Raw genomic sequence first — 17,492 nt, 5'->3', positions numbered from 1 at the left:
CGAGTCCCCTCTCCGGCATGTGTATTATGCCTCATCCCCATTTACGTACGCCTCATCATCTACCGAGGAGCCCCAGCAACTTCTCAATACTAAGCACCTCACCCCTAATCCTCAGGAGGGGCATGGGCTAATCAGCACGAAGCAACTAATTAGGCCTAATGAGACGTTTAAACCGATGAACTGCGAGTTAACCCTGGAGAGGGCCAGGCTACTACTTAGGGATTACCTGGAGAGGATCATTAACGATGACTACCAGGGAGCTGAGGAGACGCTTGAGGAGTTGGCTCGGTTGTTATTGACGAGCCAAAGCCAGGCTCAGCCTCATGTCATGAATTAATGGCGGGGCGATGCCCCGCCCTCACGCCAGGGCATTACCTATCTCCTGCAGGACCAGCTTGAGGCTATCATCATCGCAGAGCGCCAGGCCTAGGGCGTCGTCGAGGCTTATGGTAATACTGACAACCCTATACCCGGCCTCCCCAAGCGCCCTGGCGAAGTTTGCGCTGGTCACGAATCGGTCCTCAGGAGTATGACCACGGTACCGGCCTGGGCGAAGGAGTAGACACGCCTGAACTCACTGGCCGTGTTGAAGTTCATACTCCCCTCAACCCTGATTAGTAGGGTAACTGGCCTGCCGTTGATGAATCCGTAGGCTCCGACAAGCCCGACGCGCCTAACCAAGTCGTAATTACCACCGAAGAGGTGCTTGGCCACGCACTCAATGGCCCGCTCCTCAGCCTGGGCATAAGCCGAGGCGCCCAGGGGCCTTAATTAGGGCCTTGGGGCGTGGTTGAGGGGCCCCGGCACCGCCGGGGCCTTAATCCCCCTGAACCGGCGCATTACTAGCCTCACTATACGCCTTGATAAACCTCGCTGGGTCGCTCGTCAGCTGCCCAAGCAACCTCGCAACCCTCTCCCTGGCCTCGCCAGAGCTACTCACTAACGCCCTACCGAGGCTATCGCCAGGGCGTAGGCATTCTCGCCAAGGCCCCTAACCTCACGCCAGTAAATGGCGAAGTTCCTTACTTTACGGGCAATGTTATTCACCACGGTGAATGGGACTGGGTACTTGGTGAGCTCCTCAATGTCGAATGCCCTCAATGTTGCTATTGAGGCGTCGACGTCAATCCTCAAACGCTCCTCAATTGACGTCTCCCTCTCAATGTGAAGCCTCCTACTGACCCTACTCGGCAGGATTATGGCGCTTATCTCCTTAACAAGGCCTATGAATGGCCTAACCCTAATGGCAGTATACCCATCATCACCGGCCCTGACCCAGAGGCCCTTTACGACCCCATCAACGCCATAGCCGAGGACCGCCTCCGCATACCTAGCCCCAAACTCGATGTGCTCCGGTCTCCCGTACAATGTCCCGAGCCTTATTGGCTCTGCACTTGGTAGTAATCGGCGTACAGCCTCGATGACCCGGCCCGGTGGGTAGTCCACGTAGGCGTCGGTAGCACCCTATAGAGCCATAACTCGCCATTCCAGGGCCTTAGCCAGGCGTATAGGTCTGGCCTGGCCTTCACGTGCTCACTAACAATATTGCCCCCAACCCACCTCCTCAATTGCTTCCAGGCATTGGGGTTTACCCTGCAACGCCGTAGTTGGTGACAATCCTCGGTGGGTAACCACTCAACACCCTCCTAATGCCCAACTCCCTAACCCTAACCATTAACTCGCCGGGCACGCAAACCACCGGCCGGGACCCCTAATTAGGCCCTGGAGGGGCCTGGGCCGTATGGAGTGGCGGGGGGGTCCTCGTAAGCATAAGGGGTGGTGGGGAGGGTGAGTTGGTTAGGCTCCTACGTGGGGCCGGCCTGCCACTGGTTCCGAGCCCCACGAGGCATAGGGGCATCGTGGTTCTTACGGTTAGGCCGGGGAACCCGGTCAACACCGTGATTGAGGGGTTCCTAATGGCGCTGAGGGTTGGGTCCCTACCATGGGGCCGATAACCCTGGCTAGGCCCTTCAACGCCGTGGCCACCCTCGGGGAGTACGCCATTGTTAGGGATGGGGCCAGGCACAGGGCCTACTGCCCCTGTGAGGTCCTCAATGACGTTGTGCCGAGCTACTACAGCCCATGCCCAGGGCGGTGAGGGTTAGGGCTAGGGCCGCGGCCTCGGCTTCGGGAACTGGCTCAGGGAGTACACGAAGAGCCTAATAACCAAACTCGGCATTAGGCATAGCGAGAGGTCAAGCCTAGTCCTCAACGTGGAGGCGGTCTGGATCGGCGGCGACGTCAAGCTATACATTGGTTACTTCCCCAGGTGGCTCATGATTAGGTACGGGACTGCGAGGTACCTTAGGGAGAGGCCCGTTGGGAGGGGTCGAGCCACAGGCGGTCTTGTGCCCAGGGCCTATTGACCTAATTAAGTGCCCATGCCCCTAGCCCGACCCCCATGGCGCAGCAGTCTCAGCCTAAGCCATCCGCGAGCTGGGGAGTTAAGGCGTGTTAGCCTGGGCGTTGATTGGCTTGACATGGCGATGCAGGGCGGTGTGCCGAGGGGTAATTGGCTCCTGGTGACTGGGGAGCGGGAACCGGCAAGAGCATACTGGCTATGCAGGCCGCCGGCGCCAATGTTGGTGCTATGCCCGTGGTCTTCGTCTCCACGGAGACCAGGTTCAGGGATGTGATGCTCCAAGCAGGTCAATTCAATATTGACTTGAGCGATGCCGTTAGCCTTGCCGACGTCCTTGCTGGTAGGGTCAAGGACGTGAAGACGAACCTCATAGTCATAGACCTCTTTGGGTTGGCTAGGGAGTATAGGGAACTACTCAGGCTGGGGATGAGGAGAGACCCAGGAGGGCTAAGTCACCCCTGAGCGCCGAGGTTGTTGTTTCAGCGATTGAGAGGGCCTACGAGGCACTCGGCATTGCGGAGGAGGGTAGGGTCACGAAGGACGTGCTAGTGATTATTGACTCCCTAGCCCCGATGTGGGCTCACGCACCGGCAATGGCTAGGTTAGTAACATACAGCCTCAGGCAGAGGCTTTACCGCCCCAACGTCACGGTGATAATGACCAACCAATACGCCCCAACCACGGGAGAGACCTTCGGCTTTGGTGCTGAGCACATTGCTGATGCCATAATACACATGTGGGTTGAGGAGCCGGAGAGGACTAAGGAGTTGCAGAGGTGGTTGATTATTAAGAAGGCTAGGCTAACGAATCACTACAGGAAGGCCATGAGGTACGAGGTGGTGCCTGGCAAGGGACTGGCGCTCCTGGAGCCGGGCATTGAGGAGATTAGGAGGTGGCTCGAGGGCCCCAGCCCCGCCCTGGGCGGGGCGTAATTGGTGACCGCCTTGGGTCGTCCGTGAATTACGTACGTGGTCAGCCCTAATTAAGGCTTAGGCCCCGAGCCGAGTAATGGGTACGAACCAGAGGCCCGGCTTTGGCGAGTTGCTCAGGGCGAAGCCCCAGCCCCAAGCGCCAACGCCAATACCAAGCCAGGAGGAGGCAATAAGCGATAATACTGTAGCCAGGTACAGGCTCTATGCCCAACTCCTCGCGATTGGCGAGGCTAAGGATAGGGAGTACGTAAAATCAGCAGTAGCCATTGACGAGTTAGTCCACGTGGTCAGGGCAGTCCTTGGGAACGACCCGAGGGCGATTGCACTGGAGTACATTACGAAGTACGCCAGTAACCAGCAGGCTGTTTTGGCACTACTGAGGGACCTTAGGGACTCATGCCCAGAGTGGCTCAGGCCACTCATTGACATTGCCACTGGTGGTAGGTAATGAGGCTAAGCCCAATCTACCAAGACCCAATGGCAACCATCGTCGATGACCTACGCTTCACCCTAAAAGCCCCAATCCTGGGCTGGTACGAGGCTACAAGGGGCACGAAGTACGAGAGGTACGCGGATGTAATACTCAACGCGCCACCCGGGAAGGCATTCTCTAGGGCGATTAGGAGGCTAGCCTGGTGTGGACCGCCAAGACAATGGAGGGTGGGGCTAGCCCGGATGCCTACTTCCAAATGCTCTTCAATATTGTTAGCCACAATATTAGGCTATTCACTGACCTACTCCCAGCCCTTGCGGAGGCTATTTCAATGATTAGCATAGTCTTCATAGTCTTCTCCGGCCTCGGCCTAGCCCAAATAGGCCCATTGACAATACTAGGGCTTGGCTTGATAGCTTCGCCCTCTGGTTCCTAATGCCGAAAGACCACTGGCTAAGCCTCACACTACTCGATATTATCGGCATAATCCTCGGCATCGGGCTTGGCCTGGTAATGGCTTATACCGGCCACCCAAACCTCGCCTACCCAATTGGCTTATTAGCTACGGCTTGGCCGTACTACCCAGGACCATTAGTGACTATCGCCTAGCCTCAAGCGTTGCTTGAGGGTTATCACAAGCTTTAATGAGCTCCTCACAAAGCCCGTCCCCACGCCACTTAGGAATCTATCCCCAATCGAGGCGCTACTAAGGCCGTTATGGATTGATGCAAAGAGCCTTGGTGCCCCGAAGTACGTCTCCTGGCTAATACTCTAGTTGGCCTCTACATAACGGCTGTCAGTAGTACTAGGCGGTTGGTAATGGTTTACGCCCTCCTAATGCTCGGTATTAGCCTCGGCTTCAGTGGCTTCCTGACCTGGTACATAATGGTACCATAATAACGAGTGGTGCTAGTAAAGCCCTCATTATGGCTAGCCAGTACTCCGGCTTGGCCCTCGCTGGCATACCACTACAGGCCTACTACGCCATCATTGGTAGTGGGTTTGCAGGTGGCTACGCCTCTTCGACCACAGGACAGCCTCACTATTAGCCGGCATTACCGGCATTATCGCCTGGTCCTTATTACACGCATTCTTCACGCTTTAGGGTGATTACCATGTACACGGCATTCGACTTCAAAATCAATAGGCCCAGTGTAATGGGGCTTAATAGCTAGGCACTATCGCCACGCCAAGTGGCGTGGCGACTGAAGTACTCTATATCGAGCAACCAGAGGGTGTTAGGTTCTACCTGAGGGACGTCCTAAACTACCCAGAATACCTCGAGTGCCTTGACTTGGCTAAAATCATGGAGTGGTTCAGTAGGGGCTTGACCTGGCGAAAACTGGAGGCTAATCCAAGGCTAATACTGAGGGCACTCCCAAGGCTGGGGAGGGGCATGGATGTTGAGGCATTAACCACCGAGGCCCTGGCCATTGCCAGGAGGTTCATCCTGGAGTACGGTGTAATAACGCCACTACTAGCCTGGGATGAACTACAGGACCTAGTCATTGACGAGGCCGATAATGAGGCTTGCCAAGGGTCTTCATTAGGGCCAGGGGCTTTGGGGACGCTACCACCCAGTAATTATCACGCCAAACAAGTGCCAATTAGCCGAGGCGAGGACTAGGCCTGCCAAAATCATAAGCCTCCTCACTGGGGAGGTTAGTGAGTCCAGTGGGGAGGCCCTCACATTCAATGCCTACATAATGAATAGGGCTAGCGAGAGGACTGGGACTCCAGTCACGGCATTTAATCCAAGGGGAATGGCAACTGACGCTGGGCTTAGGCTTAGGGTAACAATGCATGCAAAGCCAGTCTCGGGCTACACATTGGCCTTCAGGAAGCACCCGGAGAAGCCTGGCACTTGGGCAGGCTAATCTCGAGTGGCAGTATTGATGCCGAGCTCGCCGGTAAAATACTCCTGGCTTCACTAGGCGTGAAGCCCTACTCGATTGATGGGGAGCCGAGGGGCGTGCTAGTCTACGGGCCAATGGGTAGTGGGAAGACCACACTAACGGCTGCCATAATGAATACCTACCCACCCTGGGTGAGGGTAGTGGCGGTACAGGACGTTGATGAGTTCAGGGTACTGCCAAACAGGACGTTCAACGTCCTCAATACTAGGCTAGCACGGGCCTTGGGGCTAGGGCCATTACCAAGCCGAGTTGATTGCCGACGCCATGAGGACTGGGGCCCAGTTCATTTTTGTGAATGAGGTCCTGAACCCAGGGGATGCTAAAGCCTGGGTTAGGGCCGTGACGAGTGGTCATGGTGGGGCTACGAACCTACACGCTGGTAGCCTCGAGGAGCTTATTGATAGGCTCGAGAGGCTTGGCGTCAAGAGGGCTGATTACTTGGTTAGGGAGTTCATTATTGCAGTGAGGATGGAGAATAAGAGGGTCGTGGAGGTTCACGTGCCGAGGAGGGCTGACTTTACAAGGCCACTCCCTGAATTATTCCTGAACTACCTAGGGGAGTTGGCAATCAACCCCGATGACTATAGCCTAATCACCCGAATGTGGGCTGACACGAGGTGTGTGGTGGAGACCGGCTCAATCGAGTGCCTGGCGCAGTGCCAGGTCATTAATGCTGGAGGACCACGCTATGGCGGGCCTAATTAAGTCGTTACCGGCAATAACACGATCAGTATGGAGCTCTATGGAGCCAGGGCATGGCTCCTGGTTGGAATAGCCGTCCTAGGCTGGGTGCTAGCCATTATAGGCTTGGCCTCAAGCCTCGCGAATTATAATATCGCCATGTACTACAGGACTACCACAATATTCTGTATTAGCCAGTACAATGCCCTGGCAAGGAATTATACGACCCTAGCCAATAGGACTCTGGGCATTATTGAGTGGCTTGGGAATGCAACACTAATCAACGCCTACGCCCTCAACCAGACTGGCCAAGTCATTACTAGCCTTAACCAGACTTTGGTAGTGAATAATGAATTAATGAATCAAGTGGCTTGGGAATTAAGGGCGGTGAACCAGACCCTAAACGAGGATAATGCCCTACTCAGGGCGTTAATAATGGCAGTGAATAGTACGAACTCAACTAGGTGATTAAATGCCTAGCGAGTTCATCCCCTGGGTAGTCCTTAGTATGGCCCTAATAATAATCCTTGGGATACTATTCATTGGGATTGCCAGGGGGATTAGTGGTAGTATTGGTGGCGTCCTGGCAATGACTAGGGTGGAAACAACAATGGTTGCCGTACTACACACGAGTGGTGATGAGTACTATGTCGAGGTCGTCTGGACTTGGGCTCCAACACCCATCAAGCCATTGTACTCGCCAATGGCCAGGCCGTACCACCACCAGCCCCGTACCAATGCGGTGTCGGCACAGTTCCAGCGCCCTATAGGTACTGCATCTATATTGTTAATACTCCAAGTCCGCCCGTTGGTGTACTGACCTAAGCCCCGCTATTAGCGGGGCACTAATTAAAGCCCTCAAGCCCTAGTCAGGCGATGGCGAGCCTAGCCCTAATTGTTGGCTTGGTATTCCTAGCCATTACAATAGCCCTCCTAGCCTACATGATGATGATTTACATTGGGACTGCCCAGGCGAGGGCCTGGGCATCGGCTATTAGGTCTTGGTCGCCACCAATAGTCAATAATACTCTGGAGTGCCCGCAGGGGTATATTATAACACCGGCGAATGAGTCCGGCGTCTACCAGTGCGGGCCCTGCCTAGCCTACCTGGCTCCAAGCGGGAGCCTCTCAGTGTCCTGCCCAAGGTGAGGGCATGCCCAGGCGTGGTTATAAAAAGCTCGGCTACAGGCTTGTTCGAGTCTATGTCAAGCCAAGCCTCTACACGGCATTGGTACTAAAGTCCCTCAATGAGGGTAGGACGATTAGCGACATTATTAATGAGGCGTTGGAAGCTTACCTAGCCTCCAGAGGCCCGGCGCCACAAGCCACTAGCGCCCCAGTGCCAATTGGCTCTGGCACTCCAGAGCCCCAGAGGCCAAGCCAAAATGAAGCAATGCCCTTTGAGGACAACCCCTGGGTAAGAGTCATCAGGAGTAAGTACCAGCCCTAATTAGGGCATTGCCGGCTATTGCCGGCAATGGCGGGGCTTGATGAGAGGGCCCTTCGGGTAATCACCCAATACGCCACAGGCATTGAGCAAGTCGCCGGCATGCTAGCCAATGGTAGGTTAAGAAGGACTAGCCTCAGGCTACGCCTAAAGCCGGTAAGGGTTAATACGAGGCGATTGGCAAAGTACTGTGGTAGGGAGAATAAGCGCGTTTGCGAGGAATTAATTAGGCTATTAAGCCCCTACTTCAGTGAGGATAGTATTGAGGACGCCATCAAGTGGGGCTTAAGCCTCGGCATAATGCCCGAGGTTGTTCTAGCCTACATGTACGCCTTCGTACGCCTAACCACCGAGGACCCGAGGCAATGGAGTGGTGAATTGAGGGGGAGCCTCTCGAAGGTGGTGATTGATTATGCTCGCCTAGCCCTTAACCTAGAGCCCCTGAGGGGCTCCTTCACGGTCACTGACGCTAGGAATGTCGTGCCGGCACTAAGATTGAGGGGGCCTAATTAAGGGGTTTGGGTCTCCGTAATCGACCAATATGGTCGATAGGGCGAGGGCTGGTGAACTGGGGAACATGCTGTGGTTAATAGTCGGTGTCGTAGTGGTGGTTATAGGGTTGGTAATCGCGTTCCTGGTCTATGGGCCAATGTCGAGGACCGTGGCGAACATGGGTACGGTGACGATAAGCGGTAACCTAATCGGCACCCAGGGCGCCAATATACAACTAACGGCCAGTGGCGGTACGGTGACGATAACGAGCGTAACAATCTACGACCCAAGCGGTAACAAGCTACTAGCACTACCAGGCACACTACCCACTGGTTGCTCCCTAACGATTTACAACTCCAGTGGCTCATTCACGAGCTGGGGTAGGCAGGTAATAAACCCAGGGAGCGCCGTCACAATACAACTAACTGGCACCTGCGGCTTGGGCAGTGCCTATGAGGTCATTGCCACAAGCCCCAGTGGCAAGTCATTCACGGGCTATATTAATGGGTAAGGCCCTTTAGGGCGGGGCATGCCCCTTAAAAACAATCAATTCCTCTTTTCTTTTCCTCCCCACCACCCTAATTAAAAAGCCCTTCAAGCCGACCAACCGTGGAGCTGGCGATCAATATTCCAATCATTGTGAACCTGGCCGGTGGTAAGGGTGGGGTTGGGACTAGCACGGTTACGGCTAATATGGCCTACGCCTCGGCCAGGCGGGCAGTGCCTACGGGACTATTGGCCTCATCGACCTCGCCTATGGAGCCAATAGTACACTATCAAAACTCCTCGGCGTACCACCACTGCGTACTAACGGCTTCTGGAATTACATTACTGCTAAGTACTACCCGTACCAGGACTCGAGCCCTGACATCACGCCAAGCCTAGTCCAGCAAATAGCCCTAATACCCTCTGGGACCATTGAGGCGCACCGCATTGACTGGGCACTCTCCTACCTACTCTCGAAAATGGGTAACGACCCTGACAGGTTGGGTGGGCACTGTATAATGATGTTGCCGAGCTCATTATTAACAGGCTAGGCCGTTACATGCCAAGCCTAGTCATGATTGACGTGCCAAGCACGATATTCAAGCCCCTGGCATGGGCAGTACTAATGATGGCTAGGGTCGTGAATGTAGTCGTTAAGGCTGGCTCGACGCACCAGGACGAGGCAATGGAGGTGCTCGAGCTAGTGAGTGCGGTGATTAACCAACGAGCCCAAATGGGCGTGCCCACGCCTGACGTCTTCCTAATAGTTAGCCAGGCACTGCCCGGTGATAACACGGCTAATGAGTTGAAGTCCCGGGGAGCCCCAATGAGGGGGACCTACGTATTGCCTTACTCCCCAGCAGTCCACTACATTACTGACTACATGAAGGACCTAGCCATTAAGTATGACGTGCCCCAGGACAAGTTCTTTAGGCAGTGGCGTGAGACTATTGTGGCGATTGCGAGGAATGAGTACGAAGTCGCGAGGGCCCAGAGGCAGGCTCCAAGGCTACCCCTCAGGAAGCCATTCTAATTAAAAACTGCCCCAATGGGGTAATGATGGATAGGCTATCGATTATTAAAACCGTGAGGGATTACCTCATGAGGAATGACATTGAGGGACTTAGGAAATGGCTCGATGAGGTTGAGGCTCAAGTGGCTAACGCCATTAACCAAGCCCGACTTAGGAGGCTAGGGCGCTGGCTAGGGTGGTAAAGCCCATTGAGGATAGGGGTAGCGTCAAGTGCTTTGATGAGCGTGATTTATACTGGGCATTCTCGAGGCAGACCTTGAGGAGGCTTGGCCTCGAGGACTGAAGAGGCTAGCATAATAGGCATGGTGCGTGCTTGAGGTACCACTGGCGCAACTCCTCATGCCTCGGTGACCAGTAGTGCTCAATGAGGACTCGGTACTCGGTTGGTGGTGCCCTTCCCTGCAGGGTGTTCACAATCGACTCGGGCACTCCCTGGCTTATCATCCAGGTTGCGAAGAACTTACGCAGCTCGTAAAGCTCAAAATCCCTGTTAAGGACTTGTTTGGCGGCCTCCTTAATCTCCCTCCTAAGCTTGATTGGTCGAAGGGTAGGAACTTGCTCTTTGCCCTGGCTATGGCTCATCATTCATCCATGGCGTTGCGCGCCATGCATTCTCAATACTGCCTAGGAATCGCTCACGCCTGCAGGTACTGCCCCTTAATGAACTCGAGGGTTTCTGGTCTCAGGAATGCCACGAAAGCCCTCTTAGTTTCAGTCACCTTGCCAATGCGTAGCTACCATGCTCAAGATCCACGTCATCCATTGTAACTAAGAAGGGCTCTCCTGGCCTTAGTCCAGTCTCCGCAAGGATGATGAAGTATGTCTTAGCCTCAATTGACTCAATCCCCTGGAGTATCTGCCTTAATTCCTCAATTGTTGGTAGCCTGGCCCTATTACTGGGCCTGGACTTAATGACCTTGAAGCTGTTATAGAGGATGCCGAATAGTCCTGGGTCCTTTGGCTGTAGGACGTTCTTCAGTAGGGACTTTAGGCTTGCCGAGATGTGCCTGGCCACGTTATGCCCATCCTCCTCGAGAACCTCGGCAAGGTAATCACGAATACCCTCGGGGCTAAGGACCCAATCCAACTCGGACAGGGCCCGCTGGATGTAGTAAAGCCTGTCACGAAGCGTCTTCTCCTTGACTCCCTTGAGCCTCATTGCCTTGACATAAGCCTCAACATCATCCTGAGTCACGTGCCAAGTCTTGCCCAGGCTCTGAACATAATCGCCAAGATACCTCGACAACAAGGCCAGGAACTGCTCCCTGAAGCTTGGGTCCTCCCTAGCCGTTATTATGACCCTAAGGGCATCACTGAGTGTGGCCCTCTTCTCAGGTACCCAGCCCCTGAGCAATGCCTGCAGCTCCTCAATCGTTAGTAACTTGAGCATTGAGCACAATAAGCCATCACCGACCCTAGCGGCGCCGCGCCTAACCTTGCTAATATAGTCATGCGTGACGCCGAGGTCACGGGCTTAACGCCCTTAGTGTTAATTAAGTAATTAAGGATTAATAGCCTCTGCTCGTTGTTAATTTCCCCAATGGCAATGTGTTGGCAATCAACCATGGGCCTGCCACTCATTGGCTGGCAAGCATGTATTTAAGTCTTCCGAGAATGGCTGACATGGGTATCGGGAATGATTATGGTGATGATTAATTAGAGATTGAATGGGAAAGTGGCGGGCCCGGTGGGATTTGAACCCACGACCTACGGCTCCGGAGGCCGCCGCTCTACCGGGCTGAGCTACGGGCCGAAGATTACTATTTTTGGGAATATATTAAGTTTTTATTGGGCTTCGTTACCCTACCTCGGCATCATTAGGGCTACTCCATATATTAGGCAGTATATTGTGTATAGTAGTCCTGTCTTCGCGTCTATGTCATGGGCATTGCCCCTGAACGCCTTGGCGAGCCCTGGTATTAGGGCTATGGTTAATAACGTGGCCAACGTTGTGAATGGTATTACACCCATGATCACCAGTACCACGTTGATCACGTACGCGGTTATTAATGAGCCTAGGTAAATTCCGTAACCATGCCTAGCCGTTAGCATGGCCAGTGTCTTAATACCGGCCTTGGCATCGTACTCCCTATCCCTATAATTATTTGCGTATATTATCGAGAACATTATGAAGAGTGGCGGCAGTGATATTAAGAGCGTGCTGGGTGGTAGTGAGCCGCCGGATGCGGCCACGAAGAAGCCACTGACTAGTAATGGGCCCCAGGTGAGTGCCACGGATAATTCACCAAGCCCCCTATACTTAAGCGTGAATGGCGGACCGATGTATGCATATAGTAGGAACACACCGAGAAGGCCAAGCACCAATATTAAGTAGCCCTCCATTATCGTTAGGTACACGCCGATTGAGGACCCAGCGATTATTAATGAAAACCCAAGGTTCCTAACGAATGATGGACTTACGGTACCCATGACCAACGGCTGACGCCTATAAACGGCCGTTGGTGAATTGGGGCTGTCAACGCCGTGCATGAAGTCGTAGTAATCATTAAGCACGTTAACACTGGCATGAAGCAGTAATACACCCGTCACAGCCAATATTGAGTACATGATCCTCAGGCCGTGGTAAAGCCCAAGGTAGTAGCATAGCCAATGCCAACTAGGGATATCGCTACAGTCATTAATAGGCTCCAGGCCTAATGAGTCCGAGGATATCGCCCTTATTCATTAATATTCAATTTAATTATTAATTATTTAAAAGCATTATTTTCTATATTAAGTAAAATAACTATAACTGCTTGTTACGGAACTAGCGGGAGGAGGACCATCATTAGCTCGAGCCAAAGTATGTGCGTAATTATTGATGTCGCGAGGCCGGCCTTATCGGCGAGTACACCATTAACCAACCCAACTGCGAATGCCCCGGCGATTAAGGCTGGGTTTAGCGTGGATATGTGGACCAGCGTGTAATAAATCATTGATGCTACCCAGGGCTCCCTATTAAAGACCCTGCCCAAGCCCCTCGCCAACTCCTGAAGACCACCCCTCCAGTAGACCTCCTCCATGAATCCAATGAGCACCAGGGCAATGGATAAGGCATAGGCATTGGTCATTTCCCTAACCATTTTATAAACGAGAACGACATAGCCGGCGAGGCCCATGTACCTAAGCATTGCGTAACCGCCGATGAATATTACGTACAGAATTCCGGACATGAGGAGGCCGAGGATTATGGCCATTGCAACGTTAATCCTAAACCACCGAAGCCTATCCCTGAACCAGAAAAGGGACAGTGAGCCAAGAAGTAACGTTGATAGTGCCATGCCATAGACGAAGTACCTACTAAACACATCGAAGGAAAGTGGCCATAGGACCAGGGGTAGCACTGCGTAAACCACGGTCTTAGCCCTAGTCCCATTCATGAATCATCACCACCTTACCAACCACACCCCTGCTCTCCATTAACTCATGGAGTGATGGCGCCTCCTTAACCGTGGCCACCCTACTTATGAATGGCTTCACACCCCTACTAACCATGAATTCAATGGCCTCCCTAAGGTAGGACTTAGCCGCATTGTGAATGCCTATCAACCGCGTGTGCCTTAGGTAGAATTTCCTAATGTCGATCTGTAGAGTGGATGACCTCCCAAGAACCCCAAACGTGACTACCGTACCCCCCGGCCTAATGGCGTCCAAGGCCATGCAGGGTATCGCCAATACTGTCTATGGCAACGTCGACGCCACCCTCAGTATTCTCATTAACAGCATTCATTAACTCCTCCCTATCATAGCCGACGACCACGTCGCGCCCAGGGACTTAAGTAGGCTGGGCCTTGTAGTGACCGCGATTACCCTGGCACCCAATGCCTTGGCCAGTATCGTTAATGCCGTACCAACACCACCCGAGCCTCCCAACACCAGCACCCAGTCGCCAGAGCCGACATTGGCAACCCTCAGGGCCTTCCAGGAAACACCATAGGCCAGCGGTAGTACGGCCAATTCATTAATGGTCATCTCCTTGGGCGCCCTTACCAGGGCCCTAACAGGGACCCTAACCAACTCCCCATAACCACCCCAAACGTGGAATCCAGGCATGGTCCATGATTGGCAGTGGTCCTCCATACCAACCCTACAGAACCTACACGAACCACAACCCCACACATTACTAACCAGGACCAAGTCCCCAACCCTAAACTCACCAAGGTCCGTGTCAGGCCCTACGGATTCTATGTAGCCAACTATGTCGGCGCCGGGTACGTGAGGTAGCTTAACGGGTATACCCGGGTATCCCCTACGTACAATGGTGTCGATCCTATTTAATGAGGTCGCCAAAACCCTAATAATGACCTCCCTAGGCCCTGGCCTGGGGTCTGGAAGCTCCATGACCTTAAGTACGCCGGGGTCTCCATGTTTCTCGAAACCAACAGCCCACATACCTGGTAAGCCCGTGGTTAGGCCAGGGATTTAAGCATTGGGCGTGCTCCAAAATGGTCTAGCTGTGTTTCTTTTTCTATTCCATGATTTCTATCTCTTCTCAACAATTCTACAAAGAACTAACAACGTAATTACTCATAACTTCTCAACAAGTCTTTTATATTTCGCGCGTAGAAAGAGAATGCGATAATGAATGTTGATAGGCAGGTAGAGCTATTCCTCATGGCCACGCTCGCCAACGCGCTCGACCTCGCAACGAGTTACTTGGTATTCTCCCTGTTCGGGCTTCAAGAACTCAATTACTACGCAACCGCCATGCACCTCAGCAATTACCTGGCGGCAGCCCTAGCCTTCATCGCCTATGAGCCGCGGTGGCCAGCATATACCTGGCAATGCTTAGGTTCCCAATGCTCAGGTGGTTTATGGCGGTTTTCATAATCATGAAGTTCATGGCTGTGGTCGGTAATATAGCCGCGTCGATGGGGTTCTACGGCATTAACAACACAATCCTGCAATGAGCCGGTTACTAATTAATTCCCTTAAATATTAGTTAAGAAATTGAATTAAATGGGGAGAAGTAATTGAAACCAAATAATGAATTAATCAACACAAAGAAGGGGCAGACCCGTGAAGCCAATACATTGGTTTATTGGGCATTTCGTGATTCTATGGCTGTAGAAAGAGTTTTTCTGGAATAGAAAGTATTAACCCACACGCCTGTGAGCACTTATTAAGTAGTTGAAAGAAGCTATGCCGTATGACAACAAAAATGAATAGAAAGGGTATCTCCAACGTAGTAGCAACAATAATACTCATAGCCGTGGCAATAGCACTAGCCGTGGCAGTCGCAGTGTGGGTCTTCGGACTAGCAGGCTCAGCAAGCAAAACAGCAACACTACAGGTACAGGCTGTTGGCCTTACTGGCGTTAGCTCTGGTACCTCTGCTAACTTAACGCTTTTGATTAGTAATCCATCGAGCAGCGGCATAGGCATTAACGGTTTCACACTTGGAAGCCTATCATGCGTATTCTCAAGCCCGCTTCAGATACCTGCTGGTACACAGGGAGTGCAAGTAAAGATAATATTAAGTATAGCTAATGGCAACTTCACTGGCGTATCAGCAGTATATCTAAATGGTGCTTCACAGTCGTTAACATCAACATGTAGCGGCTATCAAGCCGCCCAGGTTGGTGTTCAATACAGCGGTTACATAACTACGGTCAGTGGCCAGACATACCCATTCACAGTAACGGCAAGCTCATAATGAGCTTAATGCCTTAAAAGGTCTCGTTAAAATTTCGATTCCTTTATTTTTCTTTATCATTTGTTCTCTCGCTTTGATGTTTTGTGGTTATTTGTTGAACCAGGGTTCGTTTCCGAACCAAGGTGTCTTTACTTCGTCTAGTCTCCATCTTTGTTTTGTCACTGCTTCGGTTGGGTCTATGGTGATTCCGCTTTTGTAAGCTAGTAACCCAGTTAATGCTATCATTCCTCCGTTGTCCCCCGCGTACTCTGGCGGTACTATGCCTAGTTTTGCGTTAAATTCATTGGCTATCCACTCCATTATGGACCTAAGCCTCTTACTCCTTGCCACGCCACCCGCCAGTAGTAGCTCCTTCTTACCTGTCAGTGCTAGTCCTCTCTCGACAACCTCGCCTAGCATTGAGTACGCGGTCTCGATTAGGCTTAGGCACACGTCGGGCAGCGCGATGCCCCTCCTAACGAGTCTTAGGGCCTCCTCCACTAGCCCGGAGAAGGATACGTCCTGCCCCTTAACAGTGTATGGGAGTGGTATGTACCTACTACCCCTCTCCGCGCACTCCTCCAGATGTGGCACGCCGGGGTTTGGCAGACCAACACTCCTCGCGAAGTAATCTAGGGCATTGCCCACGGCCATGTCTATCGTCTCACCAAAAACCCCGTAAGTCCTCCCAGAGTGTGCGATGACCATTGTGTGCCCGCCAGACACGAGTAGGACCAGCGGGTCCCTAAACCTGACCGACCATCTGGCTACCTCGACATGCGCAACGCCGTGGTGCACCGGAACCAGTGGTTTGCCGTACTTAATGGCTATTGCCCTCGCCAGGGTAGCACCGACCTAAGGCTGGGCCTAACCCTGGGCCCATGGAGAAGGCCACGGCATCAATGTCCCTAATACCAATGCCAAGTCTCCTCAGGGCCTCGCTGAGTAGTCTTGGCCCCACCACCACGTGGTGGTCAGCGGCAACCCTCGGGTGTATGCCCACGCCCTGCGGCGGCGTGTATGTATCGTTAATGTTGATTAACACCCCGTCCTCACTGGCAATCCCAACGCCGAAGGTGTGTGCCGTGGATTCGATGCCAAGCACCAGCGTCATTAATAGACACCCTCCATTATTGAGTCAATAACGTCATCCAACTCACCATCACTTAACCCACCATACTTATTAATCACGTATTCAATTGCGGACTTCACAGAGTTCTCGAGCCAGCCGCACCCTGGGTCGTAGTTATTATCCGGGGGAATTACGAAGTCACCCACGGTCTTAATAACACCCGTCTTTGTTAGTCTCTCAATAACGCTTATGAACTCTGGGCTCGTTAGGACCAGGTCAATCCTATCCCAATTAAATACCTCGAATCCCCCCAACCTATCTATGAGGAATACTATCTTGGCCAGCCTATCCATGCTCACCCTGCCAAGCCTCCTCAGTGCATTAACAATTATGCATTCAATCAGGCCCATGCCTGTAACTCTACTGCCCGCGCATTGAGTAATTAAACTTACTACACACGGCAATTGAGTGGGCAATGTTTAAATCCGAGGTTTGATTATGGGTGATGTATGGTTAGCCCTGACGTACTCAGGGAATTACTGAAACCGAGTAATTCAGTCCTTGTGGTTTGGGATGTGCATAGGGCATTGTTTAACGGCATATTCAATAAGGATGAGTTTCAGAGGCTCTGAATACCGCCATTAGCGCTGCCAGGAGGTTGGTGTACCCATAATATTCACGAAGATAACGCCCTACCCAAGCGGTTTCGAGCCTATGACAACAAGGATAATGCCGTGGAGAGGAGGGTTCAAGCCCGAGGAGATGGAGTTTAGCGTCTGGTCAGAACCCACTGCCAATATCGGCAGGCGCTGATGATACAGTACAAATAACGTTCTCAAGCTCAAGCATCACGCGACTGCCACAGTAATTAGCGGTACGGATAAAGGAAAAAGCGCAAACTTCACATGCACAGGGCAACTACCGAGCGCAGTCGGCGTTCAGTACAGCGGCTACATAACAACCGTCAGCGGCCTAATGATTGTTGCGTTTTATTGTTTTTGTT

36 protein-coding genes, 1 tRNA gene and 1 pseudogene are annotated in these 17,492 nt (G+C 52.7%); 25 read left to right on the top strand and 13 right to left on the bottom strand.

All coding sequences use genetic code 11. The features are described 5' to 3' along the window. The first annotated feature begins 175 nt into the window (after nt 1–175). Nucleotides 176–337 (top strand): hypothetical protein, encoded by a 162-nt coding sequence (locus JCM16161_RS19030; protein ID WP_243671657.1) that lies wholly within the window; start codon nt 176–178, stop codon nt 335–337. A 21-nt stretch (nt 338–358) separates the two neighbouring features. On the opposite strand, the gene JCM16161_RS19025 is transcribed toward JCM16161_RS19030, so the two are convergent. The 4 genes from JCM16161_RS19025 to JCM16161_RS12560 form a co-directional block, all read right to left on the bottom strand. Further along, the gene (locus JCM16161_RS19025; RefSeq protein WP_243671656.1) at nt 359–511 is read right to left on the bottom strand and encodes a hypothetical protein; all 153 of its coding nucleotides are present in this window, start codon (nt 509–511) and stop codon (nt 359–361) included. Beyond that, nucleotides 508–714, bottom strand: coding sequence for a hypothetical protein (locus JCM16161_RS12570; protein WP_054856075.1), 207 nt, complete (start codon nt 712–714; stop codon nt 508–510). Before JCM16161_RS12570 ends, JCM16161_RS19025 begins: the two co-directional genes overlap by 4 nt. A gap of 225 nt (nt 715–939) precedes the next feature. Next, complete coding sequence (locus JCM16161_RS12565) at nt 940–1,368, bottom strand: hypothetical protein (protein WP_054856074.1); 429 nt, start codon at nt 1,366–1,368, stop codon at nt 940–942. Between the two features lie 11 nt (nt 1,369–1,379). After that, on the bottom strand, nt 1,380–1,568 hold the full coding sequence (locus tag JCM16161_RS12560) for a hypothetical protein (RefSeq protein ID WP_054856073.1): 189 nt from the start codon (nt 1,566–1,568) through the stop codon (nt 1,380–1,382). 225 nt (nt 1,569–1,793) lie between these two features. Here JCM16161_RS12560 and JCM16161_RS19020 point away from each other — a divergent pair, with 225 nt between their 5' ends. From JCM16161_RS19020 to JCM16161_RS18990, 22 genes are all read left to right on the top strand, one after another. Continuing rightward, the gene (locus JCM16161_RS19020; RefSeq protein ID WP_243671655.1) at nt 1,794–1,955 is read left to right on the top strand and encodes a hypothetical protein; all 162 of its coding nucleotides are present in this window, start codon (nt 1,794–1,796) and stop codon (nt 1,953–1,955) included. Further along, nucleotides 1,943–2,098 carry a hypothetical protein gene (locus tag JCM16161_RS19015; RefSeq protein WP_243671654.1) on the top strand — a complete coding sequence of 52 codons (156 nt, stop codon included), beginning with the start codon at nt 1,943–1,945 and terminating at the stop codon, nt 2,096–2,098. Before JCM16161_RS19020 ends, JCM16161_RS19015 begins: the two co-directional genes overlap by 13 nt. A gap of 115 nt (nt 2,099–2,213) precedes the next feature. After that, entirely contained in the window at nt 2,214–2,366 is a 153-nt protein-coding gene (locus tag JCM16161_RS19010; RefSeq protein WP_243671653.1) for a hypothetical protein, read from the top strand. A 146-nt stretch (nt 2,367–2,512) separates the two neighbouring features. Continuing rightward, nucleotides 2,513–2,824 carry a hypothetical protein gene (locus JCM16161_RS12555; protein WP_054856072.1) on the top strand — a complete coding sequence of 104 codons (312 nt, stop codon included), beginning with the start codon at nt 2,513–2,515 and terminating at the stop codon, nt 2,822–2,824. 80 nt (nt 2,825–2,904) lie between these two features. After that, nucleotides 2,905–3,294, top strand: coding sequence for a hypothetical protein (locus tag JCM16161_RS12550; protein WP_243671652.1), 390 nt, complete (start codon nt 2,905–2,907; stop codon nt 3,292–3,294). A gap of 76 nt (nt 3,295–3,370) precedes the next feature. Beyond that, nucleotides 3,371–3,742 (top strand): hypothetical protein, encoded by a 372-nt coding sequence (locus JCM16161_RS12545; RefSeq protein ID WP_054856070.1) that lies wholly within the window; start codon nt 3,371–3,373, stop codon nt 3,740–3,742. A gap of 187 nt (nt 3,743–3,929) precedes the next feature. After that, the gene (locus tag JCM16161_RS12540; RefSeq protein ID WP_054856069.1) at nt 3,930–4,163 is read left to right on the top strand and encodes a hypothetical protein; all 234 of its coding nucleotides are present in this window, start codon (nt 3,930–3,932) and stop codon (nt 4,161–4,163) included. Then, nucleotides 4,163–4,336, top strand: coding sequence for a hypothetical protein (locus JCM16161_RS19005; RefSeq protein WP_243671651.1), 174 nt, complete (start codon nt 4,163–4,165; stop codon nt 4,334–4,336). Before JCM16161_RS12540 ends, JCM16161_RS19005 begins: the two co-directional genes overlap by 1 nt. Before the next feature lie 13 nt (nt 4,337–4,349). Further along, complete coding sequence (locus JCM16161_RS19000; RefSeq protein WP_243671650.1) at nt 4,350–4,502, top strand: hypothetical protein; 153 nt, start codon at nt 4,350–4,352, stop codon at nt 4,500–4,502. A gap of 423 nt (nt 4,503–4,925) precedes the next feature. Further along, nucleotides 4,926–5,354, top strand: a complete 429-nt coding sequence (locus tag JCM16161_RS12535; protein WP_054856068.1) for a hypothetical protein — start codon at nt 4,926–4,928, stop codon at nt 5,352–5,354. A gap of 79 nt (nt 5,355–5,433) precedes the next feature. After that, nucleotides 5,434–5,604 carry a hypothetical protein gene (locus JCM16161_RS18995; protein WP_243671649.1) on the top strand — a complete coding sequence of 57 codons (171 nt, stop codon included), beginning with the start codon at nt 5,434–5,436 and terminating at the stop codon, nt 5,602–5,604. Next, nucleotides 5,592–5,942 (top strand): hypothetical protein, encoded by a 351-nt coding sequence (locus JCM16161_RS12530; protein WP_054856067.1) that lies wholly within the window; start codon nt 5,592–5,594, stop codon nt 5,940–5,942. The genes JCM16161_RS18995 and JCM16161_RS12530 overlap by 13 nt, the downstream gene beginning before the upstream one ends. Next, the gene (gene tadA, locus JCM16161_RS12525) at nt 5,908–6,348 is read left to right on the top strand and encodes a Flp pilus assembly complex ATPase component TadA (protein WP_243671648.1); all 441 of its coding nucleotides are present in this window, start codon (nt 5,908–5,910) and stop codon (nt 6,346–6,348) included. Before JCM16161_RS12530 ends, tadA begins: the two co-directional genes overlap by 35 nt. Nucleotides 6,349–6,375: 27 nt before the next feature. Then, a complete protein-coding gene (locus JCM16161_RS12520) occupies nt 6,376–6,792 on the top strand; it encodes a hypothetical protein (protein WP_054856065.1) in 417 nt (138 codons plus the stop codon). 4 nt (nt 6,793–6,796) lie between these two features. Then, nucleotides 6,797–7,144, top strand: coding sequence for a hypothetical protein (locus JCM16161_RS12515; protein WP_054856064.1), 348 nt, complete (start codon nt 6,797–6,799; stop codon nt 7,142–7,144). Between the two features lie 56 nt (nt 7,145–7,200). Further along, entirely contained in the window at nt 7,201–7,473 is a 273-nt protein-coding gene (locus JCM16161_RS12510; protein WP_054856063.1) for a hypothetical protein, read from the top strand. Nucleotides 7,474–7,477: 4 nt separating this feature from the next. Beyond that, entirely contained in the window at nt 7,478–7,774 is a 297-nt protein-coding gene (locus JCM16161_RS12505; RefSeq protein WP_054856062.1) for a hypothetical protein, read from the top strand. Nucleotides 7,775–7,801: 27 nt separating this feature from the next. Further along, entirely contained in the window at nt 7,802–8,284 is a 483-nt protein-coding gene (locus JCM16161_RS12500; protein ID WP_054856061.1) for a hypothetical protein, read from the top strand. A 28-nt stretch (nt 8,285–8,312) separates the two neighbouring features. Beyond that, a complete protein-coding gene (locus JCM16161_RS12495; RefSeq protein ID WP_054856060.1) occupies nt 8,313–8,774 on the top strand; it encodes a hypothetical protein in 462 nt (153 codons plus the stop codon). 98 nt (nt 8,775–8,872) lie between these two features. Continuing rightward, nucleotides 8,873–9,148: a hypothetical protein gene (locus tag JCM16161_RS12490; protein WP_054856059.1), complete on the top strand. Its 276-nt coding sequence runs from the start codon at nt 8,873–8,875 to the stop codon at nt 9,146–9,148. 160 nt (nt 9,149–9,308) lie between these two features. Beyond that, the gene (locus tag JCM16161_RS12485; RefSeq protein ID WP_054856058.1) at nt 9,309–9,782 is read left to right on the top strand and encodes a hypothetical protein; all 474 of its coding nucleotides are present in this window, start codon (nt 9,309–9,311) and stop codon (nt 9,780–9,782) included. A 23-nt stretch (nt 9,783–9,805) separates the two neighbouring features. After that, entirely contained in the window at nt 9,806–9,964 is a 159-nt protein-coding gene (locus tag JCM16161_RS18990; protein ID WP_243671647.1) for a hypothetical protein, read from the top strand. 106 nt (nt 9,965–10,070) lie between these two features. Here the strand turns inward: JCM16161_RS18990 and JCM16161_RS12480 are convergent, their stop codons facing one another. From JCM16161_RS12480 to JCM16161_RS18980, 7 genes are all read right to left on the bottom strand, one after another. Further along, on the bottom strand, nt 10,071–10,367 hold the full coding sequence (locus JCM16161_RS12480) for a hypothetical protein (RefSeq protein ID WP_054856057.1): 297 nt from the start codon (nt 10,365–10,367) through the stop codon (nt 10,071–10,073). Nucleotides 10,368–10,497: 130 nt separating this feature from the next. Next, complete coding sequence (locus JCM16161_RS12475; protein WP_054856056.1) at nt 10,498–11,172, bottom strand: hypothetical protein; 675 nt, start codon at nt 11,170–11,172, stop codon at nt 10,498–10,500. Between the two features lie 286 nt (nt 11,173–11,458). Beyond that, nucleotides 11,459–11,535, bottom strand: a tRNA-Arg gene (locus tag JCM16161_RS12465). A gap of 50 nt (nt 11,536–11,585) precedes the next feature. Further along, a complete protein-coding gene (locus tag JCM16161_RS12460; protein ID WP_243671646.1) occupies nt 11,586–12,350 on the bottom strand; it encodes a prenyltransferase in 765 nt (254 codons plus the stop codon). 191 nt (nt 12,351–12,541) lie between these two features. After that, nucleotides 12,542–13,162, bottom strand: a complete 621-nt coding sequence (locus tag JCM16161_RS12455; protein ID WP_054856054.1) for a CPBP family glutamic-type intramembrane protease — start codon at nt 13,160–13,162, stop codon at nt 12,542–12,544. Continuing rightward, nucleotides 13,149–13,442 (bottom strand): zinc-binding dehydrogenase, encoded by a 294-nt coding sequence (locus tag JCM16161_RS18985; RefSeq protein WP_243671645.1) that lies wholly within the window; start codon nt 13,440–13,442, stop codon nt 13,149–13,151. The genes JCM16161_RS12455 and JCM16161_RS18985 overlap by 14 nt, the downstream gene beginning before the upstream one ends. Before the next feature lie 69 nt (nt 13,443–13,511). Continuing rightward, on the bottom strand, nt 13,512–14,174 hold the full coding sequence (locus tag JCM16161_RS18980; protein ID WP_243671644.1) for an alcohol dehydrogenase catalytic domain-containing protein: 663 nt from the start codon (nt 14,172–14,174) through the stop codon (nt 13,512–13,514). Nucleotides 14,175–14,363: 189 nt separating this feature from the next. On the opposite strand from JCM16161_RS18980, the gene JCM16161_RS18975 reads away from it, so the two are divergent. Together JCM16161_RS18975 and JCM16161_RS12445 are read left to right on the top strand one after the other, a co-directional pair. Then, on the top strand, nt 14,364–14,612 hold the full coding sequence (locus tag JCM16161_RS18975; RefSeq protein ID WP_243671643.1) for a hypothetical protein: 249 nt from the start codon (nt 14,364–14,366) through the stop codon (nt 14,610–14,612). A gap of 319 nt (nt 14,613–14,931) precedes the next feature. Beyond that, on the top strand, nt 14,932–15,438 hold the full coding sequence (locus JCM16161_RS12445) for a type IV pilin (protein ID WP_243671642.1): 507 nt from the start codon (nt 14,932–14,934) through the stop codon (nt 15,436–15,438). Between the two features lie 87 nt (nt 15,439–15,525). On the opposite strand, the pseudogene kae1 reads toward JCM16161_RS12445, so the two are convergent. Further along, a pseudogene (gene kae1, locus JCM16161_RS12440) lies at nt 15,526–16,531 on the bottom strand (N(6)-L-threonylcarbamoyladenine synthase Kae1). Continuing rightward, nucleotides 16,531–16,899 carry a hypothetical protein gene (locus JCM16161_RS12435; RefSeq protein ID WP_054856053.1) on the bottom strand — a complete coding sequence of 123 codons (369 nt, stop codon included), beginning with the start codon at nt 16,897–16,899 and terminating at the stop codon, nt 16,531–16,533. Before JCM16161_RS12435 ends, kae1 begins: the two are co-directional and overlap by 1 nt. Nucleotides 16,900–17,492: the final 593 nt, after the last annotated feature.

This window comes from Vulcanisaeta sp. JCM 16161 (assembly GCF_001316285.1).
The sequence above is the reverse complement of the archived record's forward strand: the minus strand, read 5'-3'. Positions and strand labels throughout refer to the sequence as shown.